Here is a 25,126-nt window from a genome sequence, read left to right on the forward strand (position 1 = left end):
TGAAACGTTCGTTTCGTAGGATGGGAGGAGAGAAACAGGATTTTCGAGGAGTCGTCATCGTCGCACAGCCCGTGAACCCGCCCACCCGCCTCCTGATGGGGCCGGGGCCGATCAACGCCGACCCGCGTGTGCTGCGTGCCATGTCGGCGCAGCTGGTGGGGCAGTACGACCCCGTCATGACGGCCTACATGAACGAGACGATGGGGCTGTACCGCGAGGTCTTCCGCACGCGGAACGAGCAGACGCTGCTGATCGACGGCACCTCGCGGGCCGGCATCGAGGCGGCGATCGTGTCGCTGGTGGAGCCGGGCGACCGGGTGCTGGTGCCCGTCTTCGGCCGCTTCGGGCATCTGCTGCGCGAGATCGCCGAGCGGGCGGGGGCCGAGGTGCACGTCATCGAGCGCGAGTGGGGAACCGTCTTCACCCTCGCCGAGCTCGAGCAGGCCATCGCCGCTACGAAGCCCAAGCTGCTCGCCGTCGTGCACGGCGACACGAGCACCACGGTCGCCCAGCCCCTCGAGGGCGTCGGCGAACTCTGCGCGAAGCACGGCGTGCTGTTCTACACCGACGTCACCGCGAGTCTCGCCGGCAACGAGTTCGACACGGACGCTCTCGGCCTCGACGCCGTCACCGCCGGCCTGCAGAAATGCCTGGGCGGGCCCTCGGGGTCGGCGCCCGCCACCTTCTCGGCTCGGGCCGTCGAGGTCATCGACTCCCGCAAGAGCATCGAGGCGGGCATCGCGTCGGAGGGCGACGTGGTGCGGGCGGCGCGCATCCGTTCGAACTACTTCGACCTCGCCATGATCTTCGACTACTGGGGTGAGAAGCGCCTCAACCACCACACCGAGGCCACCTCGATGCTGTACGGCGCCCGCGAGTGCGCCAGGCTGCTCGTCGAGGAAGGACTCGCGAACGCGGTGGAGCGGCACCGCCTGCACGGCGCCGCGATGCTCGCCGGTGTCGGCGGGCTCGGCTTGGAGACCTTCGGCGACCTGGCCGTGAAGATGAACAACGTGGTGGCGGTGAAGATCCCCGCGGGGGTCGACGGCGACGCGGTGCGCGGCGAGCTGCTGAACGACTTCGGCATCGAGATCGGCACCTCGTTCGGTCCGCTGCACGGGAAGGTCTGGCGCATCGGCACGATGGGCTACAACGCCCGGAAGGATGCGGTGCTCACCACGCTCGCCGCGCTCGAGCAGGTGCTGCGCCGGCAGGGTGCGGCGGTCGTGGGCGGAGGTGGCGTGGGGGCCGCTTACGAGGTGTATCAGGATGCGGTGAGCAACACGGCCGCCGGCACCAGGGTGGGCGTGGGCGTGGGCGTTGAGACGCGAGCAAGCGCAGGCGCCGGCGCCGGCACCGCCGCCGCCCCCATCCCCGCCGAGGAGATCGCCCGATGACCCCCGTCGAGACCCCCGTCACCGCCACAGCGCGCGAGGTTCCCGAGTCCACCACCGCCGCCGAGCTGCTGCGCCGCTGCGAGGTGCTGGCGGGGTACTCCTCGATGCCCGACGGGCTCATCGAACGCGTCTACCTCTCCGAGGAGCACCGCCAGGTCAACGCCCTCGCCGCCGAGTGGATGCAGGCCGCCGGCATGACCACCTGGCAAGACGCCGCCGGCAACCAGTGCGGGCGACTCGAGGGCGCCGTTCCGGGGCTCCCGGCGCTGCTGCTCGGCAGCCACCTCGACACCGTTCCCGCCGCCGGCAAGTACGACGGCATCCTGGGTGTGCTGAGCGCCATCGCCGTGGTGGAGCGCATCAACGCCTCGGGGCGCGAGCTGCCGTTCGCGCTCGAGGTCGTCGCCTTCGCCGACGAGGAGGGAACCCGGTTCGGCCGCGCCCTGCTCGGCAGCCGCGCACTCGCCGGCACCTGGGACGACGCCTGGTGGGAGCTGCACGGCGAAGACGGTGTGTCGCTTCGCGACGCGTTCACCGCCTGGGGTCTCGACCCGGCGACGATCGGCGACGCCGCCCGCCGGCCGGAGGAGCTCATCGGCTACCTCGAGGCGCACATCGAGCAGGGTCCCTACCTCGAAGACGAGAACAAGGCACTCGGCATCGTGTCGTCGATCGCGGGCGCACGCCGCTTCATCCTCACCGTCACCGGCAAGGCAGGCCACTCGGGAACCCCCTACGAGCGGCGTCGCGACGCCCTCGCGGGTGCGGCGGATGCGATCATCGCCATCGAACGGCTCGCCCGCTCGGCACAGCTGATCGCCACGGTCGGGCACCTGCAGGTGTTCCCGGATGCAGTGAACGTCATCCCGGGCAAGGTCGAGTTCAGTCTCGATCTGCGCGGTGAGTACGACTCGGAGCGCGATCGCATCTGGACGGTCATCCAGGGGCTGCTCGACGACATCTGCCGGCAGCGGCGACTGCGCTGGGACAGCGTGGAGACCCATTCGGCACCCGCCGCGGTCTGCAGTGCGCGGCTGCGCGGGGTGATCGCCGACGGCATCAGGTCGACAGGCGACAAGCGGCCGATGTCGCTGTTCTCGAAGGCCGGGCACGACGCGATGGCGGTGGCCGAGATCACCGAGATCGGGATGCTGTTCGTGCGCTGCGAGGGCGGGGTCAGCCACAACCCCGAGGAACGGGTGACCGAAGACGACGTGGCGAAGACCATCGACGCCTTCGAGCGTGCGGTGCTCGCCCTGGCGGAGCAGACGGATGCGCCCGCGCCGGTCGGGCAGACGGATGCTCCCGCGCCGGCGGTGCAGACGGAGCAGGGGTTGTGAACCGCGGCGGCGTGCAGGCTCGGCCCGACGACGTCGCCGAGCGCCCGCTCACCATCGGGCAGCGCATCGACAAGAGCTACGGCGAGCTGTCTCCGCAGGAGCAGCGCGCCGCCGACTTCATCCTCGATCACCTCACCGACCTGGCGATCTACTCCGGCACCGAGCTCGCGCACCGCAGCGGAGTCTCGAAGGCGACGGTCTCGCGGCTGTTCAGGCGGCTCGGTTTCGAGAACGCCCAGGAGGTGCGCGAGCACGCGCGGTCGCTGCGCTCGTCCGGCGTGCCGGTCGGGGGAGCGACGCCCGGGGCATCGGCCGATCTCAGCGCCCACCTCGTGCGGGAGGTCGAGAACCTCAGGCGTTGCCTCGACGCGCTCGGCCCCGAGCGGCTCGAGCAGGCCATCTCGCTCCTCGTGCACAGCCGCTCGGTGGTGGTCGTGGGCATGCGCAACAGCTTCGCGCCGGCGCTGCACCTCAGGGAGCAGCTCGCGCAGGCCCGCACCGGGGTGCTGCTCGCGCCCCAGCCCGGCCAGACCATCGCCGAGGAGTTCGCCGATCGGGATGCGCGTGACGTCGCCGTCGTGTTCGGCTTCCGGCGGCGGCCGGCGGGCTTCGCGCGGCTGGTGCAGGGGATCGCGGCACGCGGCGTGCCAGTGCTCCTCATCGGCGACGCATCGGCCAGGCGCTACGCCGAGTTCGCTCAGCTCTGGCTCGAGTGCCCCATCGACAGCGTCACCCCGCTCGACAGCTACGCGAGCGCCATGAGCCTGGTGAACGTGCTCGCCTCCGGGGCTCTCGCGGCGCGGCCCCGCGACGCGCGCACGCGGATCGCCTCGATCAACACGCTCTACGACGCCTTCGGCGAGCTCGAGTAGGGCCCCGGGGCGCGGGCCCGGGGCCCTGACCCGGGGTTCGGGACCCGTGCTACCGCACGGCCCCGGCGAGCTTGCCGGGGATCTCGGCCGCGGTCATCCGCACCACGTAGGCGGGGCGGTCGCGCTCGAAGCGCCAGCTCTCGTCGAGGGTGCCGGCGTCGACGGCGTCGAAGCCGAACTCGTCGAGCAGTGTGGCCACCAGCTGCTTGGCCGCGGCGTCGTCGCCGGCGATCGGCAGGCCGCGGCGGTCGGGCGTTCCGGTCGCCGATCCGGTGGTGGTGAGGTCGGCGGCCATGATGTTGTTGAACGCCTTCACGACGGTCGAGCCGGGCAGGTGGGCTTGCAGCAGACCCGACACGGTGGCCTCTCCGGCATCGAGCACCGGCAGGTGCCCGTCGCGCTCGAAGTAGTAGTTGTTCGTGTCGATCACGATCTTGCCCTCGAGGGGCGCCACGGGCACCTGCTCGTAGGCTTTGAGCGGCACGGTCACGACGACGAGCTCGCCCGCCGTCGCCGCCTCCTCCGGTGTGCCCGCCGTGGCCTGGGGCCCGAGCTCGGCGATGAGGTCGGCGAGCGTCTCGGGCCCACGCGAGTTGCTGAGCACGACCGAGTAGCCGTGAGCGACGGCGAGTCGCGCGAGCTGGCCCCCGATGTTGCCCGAGCCGATGAATCCGATGGTGGTGAGTCCTGTTGCGGTCATGCAGACGCCAACCCGCGTCAGGGGCTGTGTGTTCCCGATTCTCGGAGTGCTCGCCGGGGTCCGTCGACGTCGTCGCCGCCCCCGAGGTCGGTGCAGTCGACCTCTTCGGCGCCGTGCGCGCGCAGGTAGGAGCGGGCGCCCCGGTCTCCGCCGAGCGACGCGCCGAGCGCTGCGAGGTGATCGGCCCCGATGAGCACCGGATGCCCGGGGCGGCCGTCGTAGACCGCCTGCCGCAGGGCGGTGCGCGGTGACGCGACGTCGAGCAGCCGAGCCACGGATGCGGCGGGCAGCCGGGGGAGGTCGACGAGGGTGATGAGGGCGGCGTCGATGGTGGTGGGGTCGAGGGAGGAGAGCCCGGCCCTCAGGGAGGCGGAGAGGCCGTCGTGCCAGTCGGGCGCTTCGATGACCGTGATCGTCGTCGTGGATGGGGCGACACGGATGCCTCCGGCGGGGGAGCCACCCACTGTGGTGGCAAGCAGCTCACGCGCCTCGGTGGCTCGCGCGCCCAGCACCACGACGACGGCGGAGCAGCCGCCGTCAACGAGGGCGCGGATGCCGCGCAGCAGCCACGGCTCACCCGTGAGTGGATCGGAGACGAGGGCCTTCGGCCGGCCCATGCGCGTGCCGGCGCCCGCCGCGAGCAGCACGCCGGTCGCCCGCACGCCCGACCGGACCGGTGGGCTCGGGGCAGGCCCCGAACCGGGGTCGGTGGCATCCGCGTGCATGGTGCTCATCGTAAACTCGGGGTATGACGGGAGTCGTGGATTCGGGGGAGTTGCGCGAAGCGCTGAGGTCGTGCCTGGGGGTCGAGCGCTTCGTCGCCGAGGTCGCCGGCGCCGCGCCCTTCGCGACGAACGACGAACTGCTCGCCACCGCCGACGCCGTGGCCCGCACGCTCACGCCGGCCGAGGTCGACGCGGCGCTCGCCCACCACCCGCGCATCGGCGAGCGGGCCGCCGGCGACGGGCAGTCGCAGCGCTTCAGCCGCTCGGAGCAGTCGTCGGCCGAGGCCTCGGATGCGGGCCTCGCCCAAGCGATCGCCGACGGCAACGCCGCCTATGAACGGCGCTTCGACCGCGTGTTCCTCGTCAGGGCGGCCGGGCGTGGGCGGGCCGAGATCCTCGCCGAGCTCACCCGCCGGCTCGTGCTCGACGACGCCGCCGAGGCGGCGACGGTGGCCTCCGAGCTTCACGACATCACCCTCCTGCGCCTCGCGTCGCTCTACCCGCCCACCGCAGCATCCGGAACCGCTGCGACCGCCGCATCCGGAACCTCGCCTCGTGCCGAAGGAGACGCATGAACGCCCATGTCCGCAGCAAGGTCACCACGCACGTGCTCGACTCAGGGATCGGGCTGCCGGCCGCCGGCGTGCCGGTGCGGCTCGAGCACGACGACCTCTGCAACTGGGTGATGATCGCCTCGGCCGAGACCGACGCCGACGGGCGGGCCACCGCGCTCGGCCCCACCGAGCTGCCTGCCGGGCGCTACCGTCTCAGCTTCGACACGAGCGTGTACTTCCACGAGCAGGAGATCCGCGCGTTCTACCCCGAGGTGCAGATCGTGTTCGAGCTCACCGACCCCGCCGCGCACTACCACGTGCCGCTGCTGCTCAGCCCCTTCGCCTACTCGACCTACCGCGGGAGCTGACCTCCGCCGGCGTTCTCCCGCACAAAGTCCGTGATAACCGAGGTCTTCACGGACTTTGTACGCGAGAACGTCGCGGCGAGGGCAGAAGTGGGCGAGAACGTCCGGGTCGGATGGCCCGACCGTCGGTCGGCTACGCGAAGCCGCCGGCGATGTCCCAGGCGGGGCCGGCTGGGGGCGCGTCGTCGCGGAGTACCGAGGCCTGGATGAGGCCGTAGGGCCGGTCGTCGGCGTGGAACACCTCGTTGTCGTTCTCGACCCCGAACGGCGACAGGTCGTAGAGGAAGTGGTGCTTGTTGGGTGCCGACAGACGGATCTCGGCGAGGAACGGGTACGCCTCCAGCACCGCCTTGCCCATCTCGTACAGGGTCTGCTGCAGCGCGAGCGAATGCAGGGTGGCGAACACGCTCACCATGGTCTGCTTGATGCCGGTGTAGGTGGCCTCCCAGTCGATCGACCCCCACCCCTCGGCGGGCTCGAAGAAGCGCCACTTCGCCACCAGCGAGGTCGCCATGATGCGGTCGGTCGTGGGCTGCAGCCGGGTGTAGGAGTTCTCGAGGAAGTCTTTGAACTCCGAACCCGTGGTCTTCAGCAGCACGAGCTCTTTGAGGCCGCCGATCACCCAGGTCTTCTGCTCGGCGCCCTTGCCCTCCACGGTGATGGCGGCGGTGCGCACCTCCTGGCCCTTGCGCACGAAGGCGTGGTCGTGCTCGACCCCGTCGACGACGGCGCGCTCCCAGGCGTACTCCTCGATCTCGATGCGGGCGCCCGAGACGGGCTCGACGTCGTCGACGAAGTGGGTGCCGAGCACCAGTCCGTAGCTCTCGATCGAGGTGAGCCCCTTCTCCTTGGCGTAGGAGTAGGCGGTCTGCTTCTGCGTGTCGGTGGGAAGCACGGCGCTCTGGTCGCCGACGAGGTGGGCCGCGTCGAAGGCTCCGCGCAGCGCGGTCGAGACGTTCACGTCGTGGATCTCGTGCCGCGCCGTGTCGCGGTACACCCTCACGATGCGGTTCTCCGCCTTGCCGTACTGGTGCGGTCCGAGGACGATCGACATGCTCTCCTGCTCACTGCGCACCGGGTCGCATGAGTGGTGCGCGCCTCAAGTCTTGCGCCTGCGCCGGTCGCCGGAGAACGGATGCGCGGGGCCGCCGCCTGATTTTACGATCTGTTTACAAGGGGGCTCACTCGGTGGAACGGGCCTCGGGCCCCGCACCGGGGCGGGTGAGCAGCCTGCCGCTCGGCACCCGCTCGGGCGCCCCCGGGCGGTCGCCCACGACGTGGACGACCTCGCCCGCGAGCCAGGTGGTGTGCACCACTCCGTGCAGGGTGCTGCCGTCGTAGGCCGACACCTTGTTCTTGTGCTCGAGCTCCTCGGCCGAGACCACGAAGGTCTCCTCGGGGGCGAAGGCGACGAGGTCGGCGTCGCCGCCGACCGCGATGGCGCCCTTCGTGCCCAGCCCTACGAGCGCCGCCGTGTTCACGGCCATCCACCCCAGCACGCGCTCGAGCGGGATGCCGCGTTCGCGCGCCGCCGTCCACACCGCGGGGAACGACAGCTGCAGCCCCGAGATGCCGCCCCAGGCCTCGGCGAAGTCACCCGAGCCCGCGAACTTGAGCTCGGCGGTGGAGGGGGAGTGGTCGCTCGCGATGAGGTCGATGGTGCCGTCGAGGAGGCCCTCCCAGAGCAGGTCGCGGTTGGCCTCGTCGCGGATGGGTGGGCAGCACTTGTACTGCGTGGCCCCGTCGGGGATGTGCTCGGCCGAGAAGCTCAGGTAGTGCGGGCAGGTCTCGGCGGTGAGGGGCAGCCCCTCCGCCTTGGCAGCGCGCAGGGCGTCGAGGGCACGGGCGCTCGAGAGGTGCAGGATGTGCGCCCTGGCACCCGTCGCCCGCACGCCCGCGATGACGTGGGCGATCGCATCCTCCTCGGAGAGGTCGGGTCGCGAGGCGACGAAGTCGAGGTAGCCGGGGCCACCGTGCGACGCCGAGGAGGCGGCGTCGAGCACGTCGGGGTCTTCGGCGTGCACGATGAGCAGCCCGCCGAAGCCCGCGATCTCGGCGAGAGCGGCGTTCAGCTGCTCGGTGTCGAGGTGCGGGAACTCGTCGACCCCCGAGGGGGAGAGGAAGCACTTGAACCCGAACACCCCCTCGTTCCAGAGCGGCTCGAGGGCGCCGAGGCTCGAGGGGATCGCGCCGCCCCAGAACCCCACGTCGACCCGTGCCTGCGGCGCCGCGGCCGCGCGCTTGAGCTCGAGCGCCTCGACGGTGGTGGTGGGCGGGATGCTGTTGAGCGGCATGTCGACGATGGTGGTGACCCCGCCCGCGGCGGCGGCCCGCGTGCCCGTGTCGAAGCCCTCCCACTCGGTGCGGCCCGGCTCGTTGACGTGAACGTGCGTGTCGACGATCCCCGGCACGAGCACCTGCCCCTCGGGCAGGGTGGCCACCTGGTGCGCCGGGATCTCCTCGTCGTACTCGGCGATCGCCGCGACAACGCCGTCGCGCACGGCGACGGCGGCCGCCCGCCACTCCCCGTCGACGAAGACCGACTCGGCGCGCACGACCAGGTCGTAGGGGTTGCTCATCGGTGACTCCTCGCTGTCGCGCACCTGCCCGGGCCGGTGCCTCACGGCTGATGCTCCCACCACCTTAGGGCGACCCTCCGACAGCGCCGTGACGTTGAAACGCGGCGGATGCGCCCGCTGAAACACCCCCGTCACAGCAGCTGGCTAGCATGACCGCATGAACGCGACGCCCGAGCTGCGGGAGGCCTGCCCGAAGCACATGGAGTACGGCCCCTGCGGGGGCGTCGACTTCGACGGCAGCTGCGAGGTGGGCGAGTTCCGCTGCGTGTTCCTCGACCTCCCCACCGTGCGCTGGCGGGGTGGCGGCGAGGGTGACGACGACCGCCTTGCGAGGGACGCGCCGGGCGCGACGGGCGCGCCGACTGCGCCGGGCTCCTCGGGCGCGCGAGCGATGCGCGCCCTCCTCGCCACCCGCCAGATCGTCGTCGCCGACTTCCCGGGCCGTGCCCTCGACCTGGCATCCCTCGAGGAGTGCGCCGACACTCTCGCCGGCCGCGTCGACGCCGCCCTCGCCGGCGACTCCGGCCGCAGCCGCGTGCAGTTCCCGCCCGCCTACCGGGCCCACCTCATCCAGCAGCGCAGGCTCGCCGTGTGGACCGGCCTCAACTGCCGCGACCGCAACCGCGTCGCGCTCGAGAGCGAACTCGCCGGCCTCTCCGAGGTGGGCGTCGCCGCCGTGCACTGCGTGACCGGTGACCACACCCTCACCGGAGACCGCCCCGACGCGCTGCCCGTCTTCGACCTCGACTCCACCAGGGCCGCCGCGCTCGCGCGGCGGGCCGGCCATCTCGTCTCGGTGGGCGAGTCCCCGACGACTCCGCCGCACGACCGCCGTGCCGCCCGTCTCGCCGAGAAGGTGCGGGCGGGGGCAGACCTCTGCTTCGTGAATCACGCCGGGGGAGCGGAGCCCGTGCGCCGCTTCATCGCCGAAAGCTGGGATGCGGGTGCCGCCCCAGGCTTCATCGCGTGCGTCCCGATGGTGGTCGACCACGGCAGTGCGACCCTGCTCCGTTCGTTCACCACCCTCGTGCTCCCCGAGGGGTATCTCGACGGCATCCTGGCCGCTGCCGATCCTCGCCGCGCCGGGATCGATGCCGCTCTCGCCCTCAGCGAGCAGCTGCTCGCCCTCGACGGAGTCGTCGGGGTGAACCTCTCCGGCGGGGCCGCCGACGGCAAGGAGCGCGAGTTCGCCGCGGCGCTCGCCGAGGTCGCCGACCGGCTGCAGCTCGGCCGCCCCGACGGCCGAGCGGCGAGCCCTAAGCTGACACCATGAGTGACCAGACACAATCCGGAACAAGCTCCCACCCCGCGGTCGTCACAGTCGGCCAGTACCTCGCCACCCGCCTCGTGCAGCTCGGCGCCGACCACGTGTTCGGCCTCCCCGGCGACTTCAACCTCAGCCTTCTCGATCAGATGGTGACGGTCGACGGGTTCACCTGGGTGGGCTCCACGAACGAGCTCAACGCCGCCTATGCCGCCGACGGCTACGCCCGCCTGCGACGGGGCATCGGCGCCCTCGTCACCACTTTCGGCGTGGGCGAGCTCTCGGCGATCAACGGGGTGGCCGGCAGCTTCTCCGAAGACGTCCCCGTCGTCAAGATCACGGGCATGCCCTCCACCACGGCCCGCGCCGCAGGACTGCACCTGCACCACACTCTCATCGACGGCGACTACGACCACTTCTACCGGGCCTACCGCGAGGTCACCGCCTCCGCCACCATCGTGAAGGCGACGACAGCGACGCGCGACATCGACGCCGCGCTCATGACGGCGCTCCGCGAGTCGAAGCCGGTCTACCTCGGCATCCCCGCCGACGTCGCCGTCGCACCGGTGCCCTCGGCCAACCTGCGGTCGCCTCTCGTGGCCGCGACCTCGGATGCGGGGGAGCTCGCCCGCTTCACCGCAGCCCTCGAGGAGGCCGTCTCCGAGCATCCGCGCGTGACGCTGCTCGTCGGGCCCCAGGTGCACCGCACCTCGCAGGAGCCGCTCATCCGCAGCATCGCCGACCACGACGGGGTGTACGTGGCGTCGCAGAACATGTCGAAGGCGGTGCTCGACGAGTCGCACCCCGCCTCACTCGGCACCTACATGGGAGCCTTCACCCGCATCGAGGAGGCCCGCGACGCCGTCGACCAGGCGCCGCTGCTCGTGCTCGCCGGAACGGTGATGAGCGACTTCCTCACCGGCTTCTTCACCCAGCGCTTCGACGAGCAGCAGGCGGTGGAGCTCGGACTCACCTCGGCGCGCATCGCCGACACCACCTTCTACGGCGTGCGGCTCACCGACTCGCTCGCGGCGCTGCACGAGGTGCTCGGCCGCTTCGAGCGGGAGGCCGTGGTGCCGGTCGGGCATCCGCCCGTTCCCGACGCCGATGCCCCGGTGGCCGGCAAGGCGCTCAGCCAGGAGCACTTCTGGGGTGCCGTGCAGAACTGGCTGCGTCCGGGGACGACGGTGATCGCCGACGCCGGCACCTCGTTCTACGGCGCCCTCGACCTCGTGCTGCCCGACGACTCGGCGCTGCTCGGCCAGCCGGTGTGGTCGGCGATCGGCTACACCGTGCCGGCGACCCTCGGCGCCTGCGTCGCCGCACCGGGCCACCGGGCCGTGCTCTTCGTGGGCGACGGGGCGGCCCAGCTCACGGTGCAGGAGCTCGCCACCATCCTCCACCGCGGCTTCACGCCGGTTATCTTCCTGCTCAACAACGACGGGTACACGGTGGAGCGCAAGATCCAGAGCCCGTCGGCGGTCTATCAGGACATCACGTCGTGGGACTGGACCCTCATCCCCGCAGCCCTCGGCGCGGGCGACCGGGTGCTCACCACGACCGCACGAACCGAAGACGAACTCGCCGCAGCGCTCTCGCTCGCCCACTCGGCCGACGACAAGGCCGTGCTGGTGGAGGTCGTGCTGCCGAAGCTCGACTCTCCGCGCCTGCTCACGGTGCTCACCGACGCGATCGCCGCCGCCGCGAAGGCGGCAGCCGCGCGCTGACGAGACGTGCCGCGTCGCGGGCCGACGGTGCACCGGAGCAGACCCCTCGACGACGCCGCGTCGGCGCGTGTGCCTCAGCCGGGGAGGATCGACTCCGCCCACTCCCCGTTCGCGGCGCGCGCGAACTCCACCCGCCGCGACGCGGTGTCGGGGTCGCCGTGCCAGAACGTCAGCCGCACGGGCTCCACGACGAAGCCCGCCCAGGTCTCGGGGGCGCTCAGCGTGCCCTCCGGGTGCTCGGCCGCGAACGCTGCCCAGCGCGCGAGGCGCTCCTCGTGGTCGAGCATCGCGAGCTCGGGGGTGTTGAGCCAGGCCAGCAGCTGGAGGTAGCGCGAGCGGTGCGCGTACGCCCGGTCGAGCTCGTCGGCGGATGCGGGACTCACGTCACCCTGCACCACCAGTTGTCGACCGGGCCACACCAGCGTCAGCACCGCCCGCGGGGTCTCCGTCACGTCGCGCACCTTGCGCGAGCGCGAGTCGGTGTGGAAAAAGAACCCGGTGTCGTCGTATTCCGACAGGAGCACCGAGCGCGCATCCGGATACCCGGACGGGTCGATGGTGCCGAGGGTCATGAGGGGTCTGACCGGGTCGTCGTTGCTCGGCAGCCACTCGGTTAGCAGCGCGGCAGCCGACGCGGGAAGGCTCACGAGGAGGCTCCGGCGGGCGTCGCACCGCCGGCCATGCCGCCGCCCGCACCGCCGGCCGCGTCGAACCGTGCGATCTCGGCGAAGGCGGCCACCGCATCCGTCACCGACCTGTCGAACAGCTCTGCGCCGTAGGCGGCGTTCGCGCCGGTCGGGTCGCCGAGGGTGCCGTTCGTGGCGAAGTCGTTCGACAGCCAGCCGAAGGTCACCCGCTTGCGGAAGCCGATGTGCTCGTACTCGGCGAGGTGCGCGGGAACGCTCGGCTCGGCGACGGAGAGGTCGACGAGCTCGGGGCGCAGATGCTGCACGAGCGAGGTCTCGGCGTGACCGGCGTGGATGCCGAGACCGAGCTCTTCGGGGCCGTCGTGGTCGCCGGGAGGCACGGTGGCGCCCATGAGGAAGGTCTGCAGCCCGAAGCGGCGGCGGAGCTCCCGGCACGCCACCTGCAGCAGCGCGAGATTGCCGCCGTGGCCGTTGAAGAACACGAGCTTCTTCGCCGGGGTGGCGGCGAGCGAGCTGCCGAGCTCGACGACGGTCTGCATGAGGGTGTCCCAGCTGATCCACATCGTGCCGGGGGCCCAGTGGTGCTCGTCGGACTTGGTGTAGGCGATCGTGGGGAGGATCCACACGTCGAGGCCCTTCGCGGCAGCGGCGTCGACCGCGGCGTTCGCGACGCTGTCGGCGATGAGGTAGTCGGTCATGAGCGGCAGATGCGGCCCGTGGTACTCGATCGCCCCCGTGGGCAGCACGACGACGGAGTCGGGGCCGAGGGCCGCCGCCGCGGCGTTGCCGGAGAGCTCGGCGAGCTTGCGGGTGGAGGTCACGGCGTTCATGCCTTCTTTCCCGCGGTGGTGACGGTGCCGGGTGCCGGGAGCTTGCCCGGGTTGAGAAGCCCGTCGGGGTCGGTGGTGCCGGCGAGCTCACGGGTGCGCTCGACGTTCCAGTCGACGAACCACTGGTGCGGGCTGTGGTAACCCACGTCGATCGCGGTGAGGCGCTCGAACCCGGCGTACACCTCCTCGGCGCTCACGTAGGGCGCGGCGAGCATGCCGATGGGGTGGTCGCGCTGGGCCTCGATGTGCAGCATGGCCCCAGGGTAGGCCTGATGCACCTCGTCGAGCCGTTCGACGAGGGCGGCACCCGAGACCTCCACATGGAAGTAGGTCTCGACCGATGACTTCTGCAGCCACTCGATGGGGTGGTTGTAGCTCAGCATCGAGATCTTGACCGTGGCTTGCGGCCCCTCGCGCACCTCCTCGACACGACCGCCCGCACCCTCGACGAGCGCGGTGGCCGCGGCGACGGTGGAAGGGTCGAGGATGGCGCGGAGCGACGCACGGTCGCGGGGGATGGCGGGGTCGGCGGGAAGGGCGTTGGCGATGGTGGGCAGGTCGGCCGAGACGAGCCGCGGGGTGGGCTCGAGCCAGCCGATCTGGCGGATGATGCCGGTCGCGTCTTCGAAGGCCGGGAAGCTCGCGTAGAACCCGACCCACTCCTGCAGAGGCTCGAGAGCGATGGTGGCGCGCGCGATGATGCCCGCGGTGCCGTAGGTGTGCACGTAGGGCTGGGCCTCCTCGCCCTCCACGTGCACGAGCTCGGCGACGGGGGAGGCGTAGACCACGTCGAGACCGAGCACGTAGTCGCCGCTCATGTTGCTGCCGTGCTTGATCGAACCGGTGCCGCCCGAGCCTCCCGAGAGGAACCCGCCGAGGCTCGACTGGGCGGTGGAGGGGTACATGAGGATCTGCTGGCCGGCCTCGCGGGCGGCCTGCTCGATGGTGATCATGGGGGTACCGGCCTCGGCGGTGAGGTAGCCGTCGCCCACCTCGACGATGGCGCGGGCCTTCGACATGTCGAGCACGAGGCCGCCCCGCATCGGGATGGCCTGCCCGTAGTTTCCGGTGCCCTTGCCGCGGGGGGTGACGGCGACGCCGTGTCGCACGGCGGCGGCGACGGTCTCGGCGATCTGCTCGGCGCTCGCCGGGAAGGCGACGATGTCGGCGAGGCCGAGGGGCAGCTGCTCGCTCAGGATGGGGGACATCTTGGCGCCGTCGAGCGACGCCTTCTCGCGGCCGCGCAGTTCGGTGGTGACGCCGCGCGGGCCGAGGAGGGCGACGAGCTCGTCGGCGAGGGCGATGATCTGTTCGGCGGTGGCGGTCATGGTCGGCGGTCCTTTGCGAGCGGAGCGGGCGGTGCGGGCGGTGCGGATGCGGTGGGGGCGGTGCGGGCGGTGCGGATGCGGAGGGTGCGGTGCGGTGCGGGCGGTGCGGATGCGGTGCAGACGGAGCGGGGCGGCCTGCGGCGGGGAGTTCCCACGCCGCAGACCGCCCCCGGGTGCTACTTGAGGCCGATCGAGGTGTCGATGAACTCGTTGGTGTAGAGGTCGGCGGTGGTGAGACCGTCGGCCGGCGCGGTGCCGAGGTCGGTGAAGACCGGAGTGGTCTTCTCGAGCAGCTCCGAGACGCGAGCCTCGTCGAAGTCACCGAGCGTGTCGTTCTCGCCGTTGCCGACGATGCCCTCGTCGATCATGGTCTTCACCGAGTAGTCGGCGACGCCCTGCGAGTACACCCAGCCGGTGTCGAACTGGTCGACCAGGTCGAGGATGAGCGCGTTCGTCTTGGCCGGGTCGGCGAAGTAGTCGACCTCGGCCTGCTGCAGCACCGGCACCAGGGCCTTGAAGCACTCGCTGTTGGCCTCGAGGTCATCGGCGCGGGTGGCCATCGCCGACATGTAGAAGGGGTAGCCGGTGTCGTTGATGAGCTGGTACGCGACCGGCTTCATCCACGACTCGACCTCGTTCTCGTAGATGTACGGTTCGGCCGAGGCGAAGCCCTGCTGAGCGTCCTTGCCGGCCGACGCGATGAACGAGGCGGGGGTGCCGTCGTAGGAGCCGTCGGCCTGGGCCTCCGGGACGATGCCCGCGGCCATCAGGTACTCCATGTAGGCGGAGCCTCCGAAGTAGCGGATGACGGCGCCGTCGGCGACGATGTCCTGCACGGTCTTGGCGTCGGGGTGGGTCTCCGGGTCCCACATGATCATCAGCGGGCTGATGTCGAGCGGTGCGAACACGGCGGTGGTCGGCATCTCGGACGAGAGCTGGATCGACTCGTCGGTGGAGACGTAACCGAGCAGGATGTCGGGGTCGGTGTACATCTGGCTGGTCACCGTCTGGAAGCCGATGGCGGGGCCGCCCGAGCGGATCTCGACGTCGACACCGGTGTACTCGCCACTCGACATGAGCGGGCCTGAGACCAGCTTGTTGTCGGCGTCGACGGTGTAGTCGTCGCCGAGCATCTGATAGAGGTGGCCGTGCTCGGCCTCGGGGTTCCAGTCGGTCTGGATGACGACCTTCGCCGGGCAGCCCGCCGCGGCGAGGTCGGTGGAGCCGATGGTGAGGTCGGCCGACGGGGTCGAGTCGGTCGCCGACGAGCCGCTGGAACAGGCGGTGAGGGCGACCGCGGTGACCGCGGTGAGACCGACGGCGATGGCGAGCCGGGATCGGGTGCTGCGCATGGCTACTCCTTGGGTTCTGTGATGCAGGGGTGATGCGGAAGGGATGCTGCTGTGGTGCGGATGGGAAAAGGTCAGCTGGCGCTCGGTGCCTACTGTCAGCTCGCGCTGAAGTCGTACCATTTGCCGACGACGCGCTTGCCGAGCCAGCCGAAGAAGGCGAAGATGACGACTCCGAACAGGCTCGCGGTGATGATCGCGGCGAACAGCTCGGCCGACTGAACGCGGGACTGGTAGTTCGAGATGAGCGAGCCGAGGCCCGGCTCACCGCGACGGAAGAAGTAGTCGCCGACGATCGCGCCGACCACCGCGAGGCCCGCCGAGATGCGCATCCCGGCGAAGATGGCGGGAAGGGCAGCGGGGAACTCGAGCTTCGTGAGAACAGTCCACCGCGACGCCTTCTGCAGCTGGAACAGCTCGCGCTGACCCTTGTCGACCGACTGCAACCCGAACAGGGTGTTCGACACCATCGGGAACAGCGCGATCATGACGCAGACGATGATGCGGGCCGGGTAGTCGAAACCGAACCAGAATCCGATGAGCGGAACCAGCGCGAGGATCGGGATGCACTGCAGGATGACGGCGTAGGGGAAGGTGGAGCGTTCGATCCAGCGCGCCTGCGACATGGCGACCGCCCAGGCGATGCCGATGACGATCGCGATGGCGAGGCCCACCAGCGCGACGACCGCCGTTCGGCCGAGCGCGATCATGATGTCGCCGAACACGTCGGGCTGGAAGAACGCCTCGGTGAAGATCTCGTGCGGCGGCGGCAGCAGGAAGCGGCGCTTCTCGTCGAGGAAGACGTAGGAGACGAGGTACCAGACGGCGATGATGCCGAGCGCCACGAGAAGAGGGGGAACCCAGGTGGCGCTCTTCTTGCGCCCCGACTTCACGGTCGCGGGTCGCATCAGCGTGCGGTTCTTCGGCGGGGCCGGAGGGGTGGTGGTCATGCTGTCATGCCTCCTAGTGGTGGCCTTCTCGGAGGGCGTGGGAGACCTTGCCGCAGAGCTCGGCGAACTCCGCTGTGAAGCGGATCTCGGGGTCGCGCGGGAAGGCGAAGTCGACGGGGAAGGTGTCGACGATCTTGCCGGGGCGACCCGACATGACGACGACCTTCGTCGAGAGGTAGACGGCCTCGGAGACCGAGTGGGTGATGAAGAGCCCGGCGAACTGCTGCTCGGTGAACAGCTTGATGAGTTCGTCGTTGAGGCGCTCGCGGGTGATCTCGTCGAGGGCGCCGAACGGCTCGTCGAAGAGGAAGAGCTCGGGGTCGAGCGTGAGTGAACGGGCGAGCGAGGTGCGCATCTTCATGCCACCCGAGAGCGTCTTCGGCAGGTGCTTCTCGAAGCCCTTCAGCCCCACCAGCTCGATCGCCTCGGCGGCGGTCGTGCGTCGGGTGGCCTTCGGGATGCCGTTGAGCTCGGCGAGCAGTTCCACGTTCGACTGCACGTCGCGCCAGGGCAGCAGGGTGGCGTCTTGGAAGACGTAGCCGATGCGGGTGGTGTCGACCTCGGTCACGCCCTCGGTGGCCGGGGTGAGACCCGACGCGATGCGCAGCAGTGTCGACTTGCCGCATCCGGAGGGCCCGACGACGGTGACGAACTCACCGCGGTTGACGGTGAGATCCACTCCCGAGAGGGCGGTGGTGCCGTTCGGGAAGGTCATCGCGACGTCTTCGAAGTGCAGCAGCTGGTCGGTCTTCGTGGAAGGCGCGGCTGTCGGTGGGGCGATGGTCATGGTGCTTCTCACCTCGTTTCGAGAAGGGATTCGGTGGCCGGCACGGTCGGCTGACCGGTCGTCGGGTCGAGGGCGGGCAGGGCGATGCGGCGGGTGACCTCGCTGTGGGCGACGAGCCGGCCGCCGTGCACGACGTAGCGGTCGCCCGAGGCCTCGCCGATCACCTGGGAGAGGGTGTCGCCGCGCACGGCGAGCAGCTCCGCCTTGGCGCCGACGGCGACTCCGGCCGTCGGCAGGCTCAGGACTGAGCGCGCCCCGTCGCTGACCGCGGTGTAGGCCTCGTCGAGGGTGAGGTGACCGGCGGTCACGAGGAGCGAGGCGGTCTCGAGGGCGTCACTGCGGCCGACGGGATTGAACGGGTCGCGCACGTTGTCGGCGCCGGCGGCGAGGCGTGCCCCGGCGTGGAGGAGCTCCCGCACCGCGGTGAGACCGCGCGGGGTGGCGACCGGGTGCTCCCAGCCCTGCAGGTAGAGGTTTGTGATGGGGAGGGTGACGATGCCGATGTCGCTCGCGACGATCTCGGCGATCACCTCGGCGAGCTCGGCACGCTCGAGGGTGCCGAGGCGCACGCAATGCCCTGCGGTCACCGGCCGCTCGGCCGGCCAGTCGCGCACCACGGCGGCGAGGGTGCGCATCGTGAGGGCACCGTTGAGGCTCTCGTCGGTGTGCATGTCGACGCCGATGCCGCGATCGGTCGCGATGTCGAGGAGGCGGCGGAGGTCGGCATCCGGGTCGTCGGCGAGGTGCGGAGCGCCGCCCACGAGGTCGACGCCGAGGTCGAGCGCCGCGAGCACGTGCTCGCTGGGAACCGTGGGGCCGGCGAGCGCGGTGAGCTCGAGGTCGAGGAGGCCCTTCAGCTCCTCGCGCACCCGCACCAGTGCCTGCACCCCGCGCAGCGGCTGGTCGCCCTGCAGGATGTCGACGTGGCAGCGGATCGCGGTGGTGCCGTTGGCCAGCATGGCGAGCGCCTGACGACGGGCGCGGTCGGCGATGTCGTCGACGGTCATGCCGGCCGAGTAGCGCTTCCAGGAGTCGATGGCGAGACCGAGGTCGCCCATGGGCGGGTCGATGAGGTCCCAGGAGAGCGCCTTGTCGAGGTGCGCGTGCGGCTCGGCGGGAGCGGTGAGCAGAAGGAAGCCGCTGAGATCGAGGGTCGGCCCTGTCGAGCGCGGGTGATCGGCGGCGTCGCGGCGTCCTTCCGAGGAGGCGGGGGAGACCGACACCACGGTGTCGCCCGCGATCTCGACGTCGACCAGCGAGCCGTCGGGGAGGGTCGCGTTCGTGATGGCGGCGAGCTGGGCGGGGAGGGTCTCCACGATGCATCCCTCCTTGCTGCGCGGCGCAGGGCCGACTCGGTGATGTTGATGGGCTCAACACGGGCCACGCTACGGAGAGCGCGTTTCCATCACGTAACGCAAACATTTCCCTCTGTAAATTCCGTTCCGCGCCGATTTCGCGCGGGAGCGACTTCGTGGTTACTGTCGTGGTGTTCCCTCGCGAACCCGGCCCCCGGCCGTTCCCGCCGGCCCGAGCCCGCCCCCGTCGAAAGCGGTACCCGACCCATGTCCTCCAGCGTCGCCATCGATGAGCAGACCGTGCGGTTGGGTGCGCGCATCCGCTCGTTCCGGCTCGCCAGGGGGCTCACCCTGGTGGAGCTGGCGAGGCTCGCCGGCCTGTCGCATCCGTTCCTCAGTCAGCTCGAGCGGGGTCAGGCGAGGCCCAGCATGGTCTCGCTCGAACGCATCGCCCGGGCGCTCGGGTCGAGCCAGATCGAGCTCATCGCCGCTGCCACCGACGACCTGCTGCCTCCCGCCGGCGCCTCGCGTGTGTCGGTGGTGCACCGGCGCGAAGGGCCGCAGGGGCCGTTCGGTGGCGGTGAGGCGCGCATCCTGGTGCACGGCGACGTGTCGTTCGTGCCGATGGAGTTCCGCGGCCACAACCGTGAGCTCGGCGAGTTCTACCGCCACGACGAAGACGAGTTCCTGCACGTGGTGGCGGGTGTCGTGCTCGTCGATCTGGGCGACGAGGGGGAGCACCGGCTGGAGCCGGGCGACTCCATCCACTACCGCGGCGGAACCCTCCACCGCTGGTGCTCCCTCGGCGAGGGCGAGTACCACCTGTTCATCGTGAAAGAGCGGAGGGCCGGCGCATGACCGGTGTCACCCTGACCGAGATCGAGGCCGTCGTGACCGCCGCGGAGGTGGTGGCGACCGACGTCGTGCTGCTCACCCTCCGGGCCGCCGACGGCTCCTCCCTCCCCGCCTGGACCCCGGGCGCCCACCTCGACGTCGAGGTGCAGCCCGGCGTCGAGCGCCAGTACTCGCTCTGCGGCGACCCCACAGACCGCAGTGTCTATCGGATCGCCGTGCTGCGCGAGCCCGACGGCCGCGGCGGCTCGCTTCACCTCCACGCGCACGTCGCCGAGGGCTCGACGCTCCGGGTGCGGGGGCCGCTCAACCACTTCGAGCTCTCTCTGCCGCCCGCCTCGACCCCGCTCCTGCCGCACTACGTGTTCGTGGCGGGCGGAATCGGCATCACGCCGATCCTGCCCATGGTGCGTGCCGTCGCCGCGGCGGGCGTGTCGTGGGAGTTGCACTACGCGGGTCGCTCGCTCGAGCGCATGCCGTTCGTCGACGAACTGGTGACCTCGTACGGCTCGCGGGTCTCGGTGTACACGCCCGAGCACGGCCGGCGACTCGACCTCTCGTCGCTCGACGGCGGGTCGGTGTCGCGCCCCGTCGCGGTCTACAGCTGCGGCCCGGCACGGATGCTCGCCGAGCTCGAACAGGTCGCCGCCGCCGCAGCGTGGCCGTCGGGCACCCTGCACCTCGAGCGCTTCGAGGCCAAGGAGATGACCGAACCGGTGCGGCACGAGGCTTTCGAGGTGGAGCTCGAACTCTCGGGGCTGACCATCGAGATACCGCCCGACCGCTCCATCCTCGAGGTGGTGGAGGAGGCCGGGGTGCTCGTGCTCTCGTCGTGCCGCGAGGGCACCTGCGGCACCTGCGAGACCCCCGTCGTGTCTGGAGAGGTCGACCACCGTGACTCGGTGCTCACCCCCGACGAGCAGGAGGCGAACGAGGTGATGATGATCTGCGTGTCGCGGGCTGCCTGCCCGAGACTGGTGCTGGAGCTGTAGGGCGCGGTCCGGGCGGTGCGCGCGTGCCGCGGCCCGAGCGGGTACGCGGCGCGGCCTGCGGCGTGCGGCGTGCGGCCCTGCGGCTCCCGGCCTGCGGCGTGCGGCTGCCGGCGTGCGGCGTGCGGCTGCCGGCCTGCGGACTATGGCTCCCGGCCTGCGGCGTGCGGCTGCCGGACTGCGGTGTGCGGCGTGCGGCGTGCGGCTCCGTCAGCGGGCGTCGAGGAGCGCTCGCAGCTCGGCGGCGATGGCGCGGTCGTCGTCGGCGACGAGGCGGTAGTCGCGCACGACGACCCGCCCGGCCACCACCACGTGCTTCGGGCGCCTCCCGGGAGAGGCCCAGAGGAGACCCGCCACCGGGTCGGCGACACCGGCATCGGCGACGCCCGACACGTCCCAGACGCAGAGGTCGGCGGCGGCACCGGGGCGAAGATGCCCGAGTTCGCTGCGGCCGAGGCCGATCGCCGAGCCCTCGGTGGCCAGGCCGAGCACGGTGCGGGCGTCGAGGGGTCGCCCCGCCAGCGGCGCGACCTGCATTGCCAGACGTGCGTCGGCGAGCAGATGCCCTGCGTCGTTGCTGCCCCCGCCGCTCGTACCGAGGCCCACGGGCACTCCGGCGTCGAGCAGGGCGGCGACGGGGGCGACGCCCCAGCCCATCGGCAGGTCGCATCCGGGTGCGTGCGTCGCGGTCACGCCCTGGGCGGCGAGGAGCTCGATCTCGCGCTCCGTCACGGCGCAGAGGTGGGCGAGGGTGACGTCGGGTGCGATCCAGCCCCACTCCTCGAGCAGCTCGATCGGTCGTCGCCCGTACTTCTCCAGGGCGATCGCGACGTCGACCTGCTCGTTGGCCTGCGTGCGCCGACGGAGTCCACGTCGCTCCGCGACCTCGCCGAGCAGCCGGAACGTCGCCTCACTGTCGCTGTGCACGCCGGCCGGGCCGACCGCCAGCTGCAGCAGGCCATCGTCGCTCACACCGCCCACCGCATCCGGAAGCAGCGCCTCGGCAATGGCGTCGGCCGAGGCGGCGGCCTCCTCAGGGTCGTCGCGGGCCGAGCCGCGCACGAAGGCGAGGCGGCCACCGAGCTCGCGGGCGGCGCCCGCGGTGGCACGGGCCATGGACACCGTGTCACGTCCCGAGGGCCAGGTGAGATGGTGGTCGGCGACGGTCGTGACGCCGTTGAGGAGGCCCTCCGCGACCCCGACCCTCGCCGCGACACGGGCGAGCTCGGGATCTATGCCGACAGCGGCATACGCCGCGGCCATCGTGGGGAGCCAGACGTGCATCGGCACCCCACGGGTGCCAGGGAGCGTGCGGAAGGCACTCTGCAGGAGATGGTGATGGGCGTTCACGAGCCCGGGGGTGACCACGCAGCCCGAGGCGTCGAGGCGCTCGGCTGCCGCCAGGTCGCCCGGGTCGACGGCGCCGGGGCTCAGCACCTCCTCCGCCACGACGAGATCCCCGCCCGTCTCGGTCTGCGAGTCGATCATGATGCGGAAGGCGTCGTGCACGATGAGCATGGTGCCGTTCTAACACGCCCATGTGTCGGGCTGATTGCGCAGATGACGGGTTCGTTACCGTGGTGCTGCGGACTACAGGGCGCCCGGTCGGCGGCGTTAGGGTGAGGTCACGCGCACCCGCACCCGCACGCGCACCCGCGCTGCGGCGCGGCCTTCCCGGGGCGGGGTGCACGATCAGACTCAGGAGGAGAACGGATGCTCGAGCTGGCCCGCCCCCTCCTCGCCGCTCTCGAGACGGGGGAGCGGCTCGCGGTCGCGACGGTGGTCGCCGTGGACGGCAGTGCACCGCGAGCGCTCGGCACGTCGATGGCGGTGACCGTCGACGGGCGGGTGATGGGGAGCATCTCGGGCGGTTGCGTCGAGGGTGCCGTCTACGACGCGTGCTGCCGGGTGCTGGAATCCGGCCGGCCGGAGCTGTGCGAGTTCGGCTTCAGTGATGACGACGCCTTCGCCGTCGGTCTTGCGTGCGGTGGACGGCTCACCGTGTGGGTTCAGCAGCTCGCGCCCGAAGGGCAGCCTGGTGCGGTCGATGCCGCCCTCCGGGTCGAACTCGAGCGGGCGCGCGACAAGCGGGCGGCGGGCCTGGCTGTGCTGATCGGCGCCGACCCGGTTCGCCTCGTGGGGGCGCACTCGGGTGTGGTGGTCTCCGCCCAGGGGTCGGGCGGTGAGCGGTCGGGCGGCGAGAGGTCGCGCGGCGAAGGGCCGCAGGTGGAGGAATCGCGGGCCGGGGGGCCGCGGGATAAGGAGTCACGGGCGGAGGCGCCGCGGGGTGAGGGGGCGCGGGGCATCGCGTCGCTGCTCGACGTCGACACGCGGGTGGCTGCCGAGCTCTCGGGGGCCGTGCGGGCCGGGCTGTCGTCGCGGCGCGCCATCGAGTGCGAGGGCGAGGTGCTCGATGCCGTGCTGCTCGTCTCCGCCCCGCCCCCGCACCTCATCATCTTCGGGGCGGTCGACTTCTCGGTGGCGCTGTCGAACGCGGCGGCGCTGCTCGGATACCGCACCACCGTGTGCGACGCCCGCCCCGTGTTCGCCACGCCCGAACGCTTCCCCGCGGCCGAGGTGGTCAACCGCTGGCCCACCGACTACCTCGCCGAGGCCGAGATCGACGAGCGCACGGTCGTGTGCATCCTCACCCACGACGACAAGTTCGACGTGCCACTCATCGAGGCGGCGCTCGCGCTTCCCCTCGCCTACGTGGGCGCGATGGGCTCGAGGCGCACGCACGAGCGGCGACTGAGCGCCCTGCGCGAGCGCGGCGTGGCGGAGGATGCTCTCGCTGCCTTGCACTCGCCGATCGGTCTCGATCTCGGTGCGTCGTCGCCTGAGGAGACGGCGCTGTCGATCCTCGCCGAGGTGCTCGCGGTGAAGACGGGTGCGAGCGCGCGCCCGTTGCGCGAGACGTCGGGGGCCATCCACCGGCCGGCCGCCGACGCCGAACCGACGCGGGTCGCCGAGGTCGCTCGGTGAGCGCCGGGCACTCGCCCGTCGACGCCCCACCGCTGACGCCACCGTTCATCCGCACGGTCATCGAGGGTGCCCACGTCGCGACCGTCGACCCGTTCGGCACCGAGTTCGAGAGCGGGCACGTCGTGGTCGACGGGGCCGAGATCGTGGCGGTGGGGCCGGGCCCGGCCCCTGTGTGGGCCACTGCAGGCGAGGCGAGCCAGGCATCCGACTCCGGCCACGCATCCGGGCTCGCCCGCGCATCCGGTTCCGGCCGCGCAGCCGAACCCGGAGGCGCATCCGGCTCCCGTGCCGCGTCGGTTCCCACCCGCGTCGAGCGGGTCGACGGCAGCGGGCACCTGCTCACCCCGGGGCTCATCAACACCCACCACCACCTGTACCAGTGGCTCACCAGAGGCATCGCGCAAGACGCCATCCTGTTCGACTGGCTCACCGCGCTCTACCCCACCTGGTCGCGCATCACCGCAGACACGGTGGGCCCGGGAGCGCTCGGTGCCCTCGCCGTCGGCGCGCTGTCGGGGTGCACCACGATGGGCGACCACCACTACGTCTTCCCGCGCGGGTCGGGCGACATCCTGGGGTCGATCGTCGACGCCGCGTCGACCCTGGGGCTGAGACTCCATGCCACCCGGGGCTCGATGGATCTCGGCGCCTCGCAGGGCGGCCTCCCGCCCGACTTCGCCGTCGAGACCACGGCCGATGCGCTGCAGGCCAGCGCGGATGCGGTGGCGCGCTTCCACGACCCCTCCCGCGAGGCGATGGTGAAGATCGCGATCGCTCCCTGCTCGCCGTTCTCGGTGACCGCCGAGCTGCTCCGCGAGGCGGCCGTGCTGGCGCGGTCGCTCGACCAAGCGGTGCGGCTCCACACCCACGGCTCGGAGACGGTGGAGGAGGATGCCTACTGCCTCGAGCGCTTCGGCCGCACACCCACGCAGTACCTCGACGAGCTCGGCTGGCTGGGCGACGACGTGTGGATGGCGCACTGCGTGCACCTCGACGACGCGGCGATCGCGCGCTTCGCGGCCACCGGCACGGGGGTCGCGCACTGTCCGTCGTCGAACGCGCGGCTTGCGGCGGGGATCGCTCCGGTGCCACAACTGCTGAGGGCCGGAGTCCCGGTGGGGCTCGGTGTCGACGGCGCGGCGTCCAACGAGTCGGGGCAGCTCGGCACCGAGTTGCGCATGGCGGTGCTCGCCAACAGGCTGCGGGGCGGCGCACAGGCGATGAGCGGGCGCGACGCGCTCTTCGTCGCCACCCGGGGTGGAGCGCGGGTGCTGGGGCGCGAGGCCGAGCTCGGGTCGATCGAGGTGGGCAAGCTCGCCGATCTGGCGCTGTGGCGCATCGACGGCGTCGAGCATGCGGGGATCACCGACCCGGTGGCCGCTCTGACTCTCGGCGCGATGCCGCCGCTCGACCTGCTTCTCGTGAACGGGCTGCCGGTGGTGCGCGAGGGCGCACTGGTGAACGCCGACGAGGGTGCGATCGCACGGGAGGTTCGCGCCGCAGTCGGGGTGCTGCGGGGCTGACGGCCGCGGCGGGCCGAGGTGCGCGGGCCGAGGTGCGAGAGGGCCCGAGCGGGCGGAGGTGCGCGGAG

General features: G+C 71.5%; 23 protein-coding genes. 11 read left to right on the forward strand and 12 right to left on the reverse strand.

Annotated features, from left to right (window positions below; translation table 11 throughout):
- The first annotated feature begins 20 nt into the window (after nt 1-20).
- From ABFY20_RS07080 to ABFY20_RS07090, 3 genes are read left to right on the forward strand one after another with little or no spacing between them, the layout of a single operon-like run.
- Complete coding sequence (locus ABFY20_RS07080) at nt 21-1,397, forward strand: alanine--glyoxylate aminotransferase family protein (RefSeq protein WP_368499237.1); 1,377 nt, start codon at nt 21-23, stop codon at nt 1,395-1,397.
- Entirely contained in the window at nt 1,394-2,737 is a 1,344-nt protein-coding gene (locus tag ABFY20_RS07085) for an allantoate amidohydrolase (RefSeq protein ID WP_368499238.1), read from the forward strand. Before ABFY20_RS07080 ends, ABFY20_RS07085 begins: the two co-directional genes overlap by 4 nt.
- Nucleotides 2,734-3,609 carry a MurR/RpiR family transcriptional regulator gene (locus ABFY20_RS07090; RefSeq protein WP_368499239.1) on the forward strand — a complete coding sequence of 292 codons (876 nt, stop codon included), beginning with the start codon at nt 2,734-2,736 and terminating at the stop codon, nt 3,607-3,609. Before ABFY20_RS07085 ends, ABFY20_RS07090 begins: the two co-directional genes overlap by 4 nt.
- Nucleotides 3,610-3,658: 49 nt before the next feature.
- Here ABFY20_RS07090 and ABFY20_RS07095 read toward each other — a convergent pair whose 3' ends face one another.
- A complete protein-coding gene (locus ABFY20_RS07095; protein WP_368499240.1) occupies nt 3,659-4,309 on the reverse strand; it encodes an NADPH-dependent F420 reductase in 651 nt (216 codons plus the stop codon).
- Between the two features lie 17 nt (nt 4,310-4,326).
- Nucleotides 4,327-5,043: an NTP transferase domain-containing protein gene (locus ABFY20_RS07100; protein ID WP_368499241.1), complete on the reverse strand. Its 717-nt coding sequence runs from the start codon at nt 5,041-5,043 to the stop codon at nt 4,327-4,329.
- Nucleotides 5,044-5,057: 14 nt separating this feature from the next.
- Here ABFY20_RS07100 and ABFY20_RS07105 point away from each other — a divergent pair, with 14 nt between their 5' ends.
- Together ABFY20_RS07105 and uraH are read left to right on the forward strand one after the other, a co-directional pair.
- Nucleotides 5,058-5,609 (forward strand): 2-oxo-4-hydroxy-4-carboxy-5-ureidoimidazoline decarboxylase, encoded by a 552-nt coding sequence (locus tag ABFY20_RS07105; protein WP_368499242.1) that lies wholly within the window; start codon nt 5,058-5,060, stop codon nt 5,607-5,609.
- Complete coding sequence (uraH, locus tag ABFY20_RS07110; RefSeq protein ID WP_368499243.1) at nt 5,606-5,956, forward strand: hydroxyisourate hydrolase; 351 nt, start codon at nt 5,606-5,608, stop codon at nt 5,954-5,956. Before ABFY20_RS07105 ends, uraH begins: the two co-directional genes overlap by 4 nt.
- Before the next feature lie 130 nt (nt 5,957-6,086).
- Here uraH and pucL read toward each other — a convergent pair whose 3' ends face one another.
- The gene (pucL, locus tag ABFY20_RS07115) at nt 6,087-7,007 is read right to left on the reverse strand and encodes a factor-independent urate hydroxylase (protein WP_368499244.1); all 921 of its coding nucleotides are present in this window, start codon (nt 7,005-7,007) and stop codon (nt 6,087-6,089) included.
- A 127-nt stretch (nt 7,008-7,134) separates the two neighbouring features.
- A complete protein-coding gene (gene allB / locus ABFY20_RS07120; RefSeq protein WP_368499746.1) occupies nt 7,135-8,532 on the reverse strand; it encodes an allantoinase AllB in 1,398 nt (465 codons plus the stop codon).
- 157 nt (nt 8,533-8,689) lie between these two features.
- On the opposite strand from allB, the gene ABFY20_RS07125 reads away from it, so the two are divergent.
- Nucleotides 8,690-9,805, forward strand: coding sequence for a methylenetetrahydrofolate reductase C-terminal domain-containing protein (locus tag ABFY20_RS07125; RefSeq protein ID WP_368499245.1), 1,116 nt, complete (start codon nt 8,690-8,692; stop codon nt 9,803-9,805).
- Entirely contained in the window at nt 9,802-11,523 is a 1,722-nt protein-coding gene (locus tag ABFY20_RS07130) for an alpha-keto acid decarboxylase family protein (protein WP_368499246.1), read from the forward strand. The genes ABFY20_RS07125 and ABFY20_RS07130 overlap by 4 nt, the downstream gene beginning before the upstream one ends.
- 74 nt (nt 11,524-11,597) lie before the next feature.
- Here the strand turns inward: ABFY20_RS07130 and ABFY20_RS07135 are convergent, their stop codons facing one another.
- The 7 genes from ABFY20_RS07135 to ABFY20_RS07165 form a co-directional block, all read right to left on the reverse strand.
- Nucleotides 11,598-12,170: a pyridoxal 5'-phosphate synthase gene (locus ABFY20_RS07135; RefSeq protein WP_368499247.1), complete on the reverse strand. Its 573-nt coding sequence runs from the start codon at nt 12,168-12,170 to the stop codon at nt 11,598-11,600.
- Entirely contained in the window at nt 12,167-13,000 is an 834-nt protein-coding gene (locus ABFY20_RS07140) for a creatininase family protein (RefSeq protein ID WP_368499248.1), read from the reverse strand. The genes ABFY20_RS07135 and ABFY20_RS07140 overlap by 4 nt, the downstream gene beginning before the upstream one ends.
- Nucleotides 12,997-14,328: an FAD-binding oxidoreductase gene (locus ABFY20_RS07145; protein WP_368499249.1), complete on the reverse strand. Its 1,332-nt coding sequence runs from the start codon at nt 14,326-14,328 to the stop codon at nt 12,997-12,999. Before ABFY20_RS07145 ends, ABFY20_RS07140 begins: the two co-directional genes overlap by 4 nt.
- Nucleotides 14,329-14,504: 176 nt before the next feature.
- Nucleotides 14,505-15,680 (reverse strand): ABC transporter substrate-binding protein, encoded by a 1,176-nt coding sequence (locus tag ABFY20_RS07150; RefSeq protein ID WP_368499250.1) that lies wholly within the window; start codon nt 15,678-15,680, stop codon nt 14,505-14,507.
- A gap of 95 nt (nt 15,681-15,775) precedes the next feature.
- Nucleotides 15,776-16,627 (reverse strand): ABC transporter permease, encoded by an 852-nt coding sequence (locus ABFY20_RS07155; protein ID WP_368499251.1) that lies wholly within the window; start codon nt 16,625-16,627, stop codon nt 15,776-15,778.
- A gap of 13 nt (nt 16,628-16,640) precedes the next feature.
- On the reverse strand, nt 16,641-17,414 hold the full coding sequence (locus ABFY20_RS07160) for an ABC transporter ATP-binding protein (RefSeq protein WP_368499252.1): 774 nt from the start codon (nt 17,412-17,414) through the stop codon (nt 16,641-16,643).
- Nucleotides 17,415-17,422: 8 nt separating this feature from the next.
- A complete protein-coding gene (locus tag ABFY20_RS07165; RefSeq protein WP_368499253.1) occupies nt 17,423-18,730 on the reverse strand; it encodes an amidohydrolase family protein in 1,308 nt (435 codons plus the stop codon).
- Nucleotides 18,731-18,976: 246 nt separating this feature from the next.
- Here ABFY20_RS07165 and ABFY20_RS07170 point away from each other — a divergent pair, with 246 nt between their 5' ends.
- Both ABFY20_RS07170 and ABFY20_RS07175 read left to right on the forward strand, forming a co-directional pair.
- A complete protein-coding gene (locus ABFY20_RS07170; RefSeq protein WP_368499254.1) occupies nt 18,977-19,567 on the forward strand; it encodes a helix-turn-helix domain-containing protein in 591 nt (196 codons plus the stop codon).
- Nucleotides 19,564-20,553 carry a 2Fe-2S iron-sulfur cluster-binding protein gene (locus ABFY20_RS07175; protein ID WP_368499255.1) on the forward strand — a complete coding sequence of 330 codons (990 nt, stop codon included), beginning with the start codon at nt 19,564-19,566 and terminating at the stop codon, nt 20,551-20,553. The genes ABFY20_RS07170 and ABFY20_RS07175 overlap by 4 nt, the downstream gene beginning before the upstream one ends.
- A 207-nt stretch (nt 20,554-20,760) precedes the next feature.
- Here ABFY20_RS07175 and ABFY20_RS07180 read toward each other — a convergent pair whose 3' ends face one another.
- A complete protein-coding gene (locus tag ABFY20_RS07180; protein WP_368499256.1) occupies nt 20,761-22,068 on the reverse strand; it encodes an amidohydrolase family protein in 1,308 nt (435 codons plus the stop codon).
- A 195-nt stretch (nt 22,069-22,263) separates the two neighbouring features.
- Here ABFY20_RS07180 and ABFY20_RS07185 point away from each other — a divergent pair, with 195 nt between their 5' ends.
- The gene (locus ABFY20_RS07185) at nt 22,264-23,535 is read left to right on the forward strand and encodes an XdhC family protein (protein WP_368499257.1); all 1,272 of its coding nucleotides are present in this window, start codon (nt 22,264-22,266) and stop codon (nt 23,533-23,535) included.
- Entirely contained in the window at nt 23,532-25,058 is a 1,527-nt protein-coding gene (locus ABFY20_RS07190) for an 8-oxoguanine deaminase (RefSeq protein WP_368499258.1), read from the forward strand. Before ABFY20_RS07185 ends, ABFY20_RS07190 begins: the two co-directional genes overlap by 4 nt.
- Nucleotides 25,059-25,126 lie beyond the last annotated feature (68 nt).

Origin of the sequence: Herbiconiux sp. A18JL235, assembly GCF_040939305.1 — a bacterium.
Classification (GTDB): Bacteria; Actinomycetota; Actinomycetes; order Actinomycetales; family Microbacteriaceae; genus Herbiconiux.

What these genes read in the sequence shown, in the direction of transcription:
- ABFY20_RS07140 (WP_368499248.1), bottom strand. Translation starts at nt 13,000, where the DNA reads ATGAACGCCGTGACCTCCACCCGCAAGCTCGCCGAGCTCTCCGGCAAC.
- pucL (WP_368499244.1), bottom strand. Translation starts at nt 7,007, where the DNA reads ATGTCGATCGTCCTCGGACCGCACCAGTACGGCAAGGCGGAGAACCGC.
- ABFY20_RS07105 (WP_368499242.1), top strand. Translation starts at nt 5,058, where the DNA reads ATGACGGGAGTCGTGGATTCGGGGGAGTTGCGCGAAGCGCTGAGGTCG.
- ABFY20_RS07150 (WP_368499250.1), bottom strand. Translation starts at nt 15,680, where the DNA reads ATGCGCAGCACCCGATCCCGGCTCGCCATCGCCGTCGGTCTCACCGCG.
- ABFY20_RS07100 (WP_368499241.1), bottom strand. Translation starts at nt 5,043, where the DNA reads ATGAGCACCATGCACGCGGATGCCACCGACCCCGGTTCGGGGCCTGCC.
- ABFY20_RS07145 (WP_368499249.1), bottom strand. Translation starts at nt 14,328, where the DNA reads ATGACCGCCACCGCCGAACAGATCATCGCCCTCGCCGACGAGCTCGTC.
- ABFY20_RS07095 (WP_368499240.1), bottom strand. Translation starts at nt 4,309, where the DNA reads ATGACCGCAACAGGACTCACCACCATCGGATTCATCGGCTCGGGCAAC.
- uraH (WP_368499243.1), top strand. Translation starts at nt 5,606, where the DNA reads ATGAACGCCCATGTCCGCAGCAAGGTCACCACGCACGTGCTCGACTCA.
- ABFY20_RS07185 (WP_368499257.1), top strand. Translation starts at nt 22,264, where the DNA reads ATGCTCGAGCTGGCCCGCCCCCTCCTCGCCGCTCTCGAGACGGGGGAG.
- ABFY20_RS07170 (WP_368499254.1), top strand. Translation starts at nt 18,977, where the DNA reads ATGTCCTCCAGCGTCGCCATCGATGAGCAGACCGTGCGGTTGGGTGCG.
- ABFY20_RS07130 (WP_368499246.1), top strand. Translation starts at nt 9,802, where the DNA reads ATGAGTGACCAGACACAATCCGGAACAAGCTCCCACCCCGCGGTCGTC.
- allB (WP_368499746.1), bottom strand. Translation starts at nt 8,532, where the DNA reads ATGAGCAACCCCTACGACCTGGTCGTGCGCGCCGAGTCGGTCTTCGTC.
- ABFY20_RS07175 (WP_368499255.1), top strand. Translation starts at nt 19,564, where the DNA reads ATGACCGGTGTCACCCTGACCGAGATCGAGGCCGTCGTGACCGCCGCG.
- ABFY20_RS07080 (WP_368499237.1), top strand. Translation starts at nt 21, where the DNA reads ATGGGAGGAGAGAAACAGGATTTTCGAGGAGTCGTCATCGTCGCACAG.
- ABFY20_RS07085 (WP_368499238.1), top strand. Translation starts at nt 1,394, where the DNA reads ATGACCCCCGTCGAGACCCCCGTCACCGCCACAGCGCGCGAGGTTCCC.
- ABFY20_RS07160 (WP_368499252.1), bottom strand. Translation starts at nt 17,414, where the DNA reads ATGACCATCGCCCCACCGACAGCCGCGCCTTCCACGAAGACCGACCAG.
- ABFY20_RS07180 (WP_368499256.1), bottom strand. Translation starts at nt 22,068, where the DNA reads ATGCTCATCGTGCACGACGCCTTCCGCATCATGATCGACTCGCAGACC.
- ABFY20_RS07125 (WP_368499245.1), top strand. Translation starts at nt 8,690, where the DNA reads ATGAACGCGACGCCCGAGCTGCGGGAGGCCTGCCCGAAGCACATGGAG.
- ABFY20_RS07155 (WP_368499251.1), bottom strand. Translation starts at nt 16,627, where the DNA reads ATGACCACCACCCCTCCGGCCCCGCCGAAGAACCGCACGCTGATGCGA.